2 protein-coding genes and 1 pseudogene are annotated in these 2,577 nt (G+C 65.9%); 2 read left to right on the top strand and 1 reads right to left on the bottom strand.

Annotated features, from left to right (window positions below):
• Both aroC and ribB read left to right on the top strand, forming a co-directional pair.
• Positions 1–924 (top strand): chorismate synthase (gene aroC / locus EOD07_RS30300; protein ID WP_127237929.1); only part of this gene is annotated, 924 nt, incomplete at its 5' end.
• Positions 925–1,045: 121 nt separating this feature from the next.
• Complete coding sequence (gene ribB, locus EOD07_RS30295; RefSeq protein ID WP_127237928.1) at positions 1,046–2,146, top strand: 3,4-dihydroxy-2-butanone-4-phosphate synthase; 1,101 nt, start codon at positions 1,046–1,048, stop codon at positions 2,144–2,146.
• A gap of 168 nt (positions 2,147–2,314) precedes the next feature.
• On the opposite strand, the pseudogene EOD07_RS30290 reads toward ribB, so the two are convergent.
• Positions 2,315–2,577: pseudogene (locus EOD07_RS30290) on the bottom strand (MFS transporter); the annotation flags it as partial.

The following is a 2,577-nucleotide window of genomic DNA, read 5'->3' as shown; positions in this document are numbered from 1 at the left end:
CCTGACGAGGTCAAGATCCTGTCCGGCTTCATCCTCGACGAGGACGGCGAGACGATGATCACCACCGGCACGCCGGTGTCGATGCTGATCGACAATGTCGACCAGCGCTCCAAGGATTACGGCGAGATCGCCCGCCAGTACCGGCCCGGCCATGCCGACTACACCTATGACGTCAAATACGGCTTGCGCGACCACCGCGGCGGCGGCCGCTCCTCTGCGCGCGAGACGGCGGCGAGAGTGGCGGCGGGCGCGCTCGCCCGCAGGATAGTGCCCGGCATGGTGGTGCGCGGCGCGCTGGTTTCGATGGGCGAGAAACAAATAGATCGCGCCAACTGGAACTGGAATTTCGTCGGCGACGCCGAAAACCCGTTCTTCACCCCGGATCCGGCCTCGGTTCCGGTCTTCACCGCCTATCTCGACGGCATCCGTAAGGCCGGCTCCTCGGTCGGCGCGGTGATCGAGATCGTCGCCGACGGCGTACCGGCGGGGCTCGGTGCGCCGATCTACGCCAAGCTCGACCAGGACATCGCGTCCGGCCTGATGTCGATCAACGCCGTCAAGGGCGTCGAGATCGGCAATGGCTTCGAAGCGGCCCGCATCACCGGCGAACAGAATGCCGACGAGATGCGCATGGGCAATGACGGCAAGCCGGTGTTTTTGTCCAACCATGCCGGCGGTATCCTGGGCGGCATCTCGACCGGGCAGCCGATCGTCGCCCGCTTCGCCGTCAAGCCGACCTCCTCGATCCTGACCCCGCGCCAGTCGATCGACAAGGACGGCAAGGATGTCGAGGTGATGACCAAGGGCCGCCATGATCCTTGCGTCGGCATCCGCGCCGTGCCGATCGGCGAGGCCATGGTTGCCTGCGCGATCGCAGACCATTATCTGCGGCATAGAGGACAGACAGGGAAGGCAGGGGAGTAGGGCAGTAGGGCAGTAGGGCAGCAGGTTCACGCTGCCGCCCGCAGCCCGCCAAACTTTTTCCTTTCCCCTACTCCCTTACTGCCCTATTCCCCTACTCCCTTGCGAGCGAAGCGAGCGCCCCATGCCTTACGACCAGAAGAAGATCGTCGAAGCGATCCGCGCCTTCGAGCGCGGCGAGATCGTCGTCGTCATGGACGATGACGGGCGCGAGAACGAGGGCGACCTGATCGTCGCCGCCGTGCACTGCACGCCGGAGAAGATGGCCTTCATCGTGCGCAACACCTCCGGCATCGTCTGCACGCCGATGCTGCGCGCGGACGCCAGGCGCCTGAACCTCGCGCCGATGGTGGCGGACAATGACTCCGCGCACACCACCGCTTTCACGGTCAGCGTCGACTTCAAGCACGGCACGACGACGGGCATTTCCGCCGACGACCGCACGCTCACCGTGCGCAACCTTGCCAACGGCAATGTCGGCCCGTCGGATTTCGTGCGCCCCGGCCACATCTTCCCGCTGATCGCGCGCGAAGGCGGCGTCTTGATGCGCTCCGGCCATACCGAAGCCGCGGTCGATCTCTGCAAACTCGCCGGCCTGCCGCCGGTCGGTGTCATCTCCGAGCTGGTCAACGACGACGGCACGGTCAAGCGCGGGCCGGAAGTGCAGGCCTTCGCCGAGGAACACGGTCTGAAGCAGGTTTCGGTCGCCGATCTCATCGCCTACCGCCAGCGCAAGGAAACGCTGGTCCAGCGCGTCGCCTGTTCCGACATCGAAACGCCCGGCGGCAAGGCGCAGGCTTTCACCTACACGCTGCCATGGGATTCCATGCACCACCTGGCGGTCGTCTTCGGCGACATCCGTGACGGCGAGGACGTGCCGGTGCGCCTGCATCCGGAAGATGTCGTCACCGACGTCTTCGGCACCAGCCACCGGCTCGACGGCATCATGAAGGCGATGGGCGAACGCCGGCGCGGCGTCATCGTCTATCTGCGCGAGGGCTCGGTCGGCGTCGCCCACCAGGAGCGCAAGCGGCCGCAGAGCGGCGACCGCGAGGATCACGAGGAAGCCCGCCGCCGCGAGAACGAATGGCGCGAGATCGGCCTCGGCGCCCAGATCCTCAAGGACCTCGGCATCTCCTCGATCAACCTGATCGCCTCGCGCGAGCGCCATTATGTCGGCCTCGAGGGCTTCGGCATCCATATCGCGAAGACGGAAATTCTTTAGGCGTCGAAGGGTTGGCGCTTCAGGCGATTAGCTGAAGTACACGACTTCGTCATCCTCGGGTCTGCGCTCCGCTTCGCGTCGCTCCGCCCGTGGATGACGAAGTCCCGAAGGTCAGGGCCAACTCCCAACGTCTGCGATGATCAACGGACGGTTCGGTACGCCTGACCGTCACTCCGCCGGCATCACCGCCTCGCCCCTATCCATATCGCAATCGCCTATCGCCAGCCGGCATTGTCCGGCGAGCACGGTGGCCAGCGCAATCGCGCCCGCTGCCACCGATACCCAGAACCCGTTCTGCGGTCCGAAAGTGTCGACCATCCAGCCGGCGGCGAAGGAACCGAGCGCCATGCCGATGCCGATGCCGGTCGTCACCCAGGTGACGCCTTCGGTGAGCATCGCCGGCGGCACGTGGCGCTCGATCAGGCCGAAGG

This window comes from Mesorhizobium sp. M2C.T.Ca.TU.002.02.1.1 (assembly GCF_003997225.1).
The sequence above is the reverse complement of the archived record's forward strand: the minus strand, read 5'-3'. Positions and strand labels throughout refer to the sequence as shown.

Coding starts and splice junctions, on each gene's coding strand:
- ribB (WP_127237928.1), top strand. CDS start 1,046: ATGCCTTACGACCAGAAGAAGATCGTCGAAGCGATCCGCGCCTTCGAG.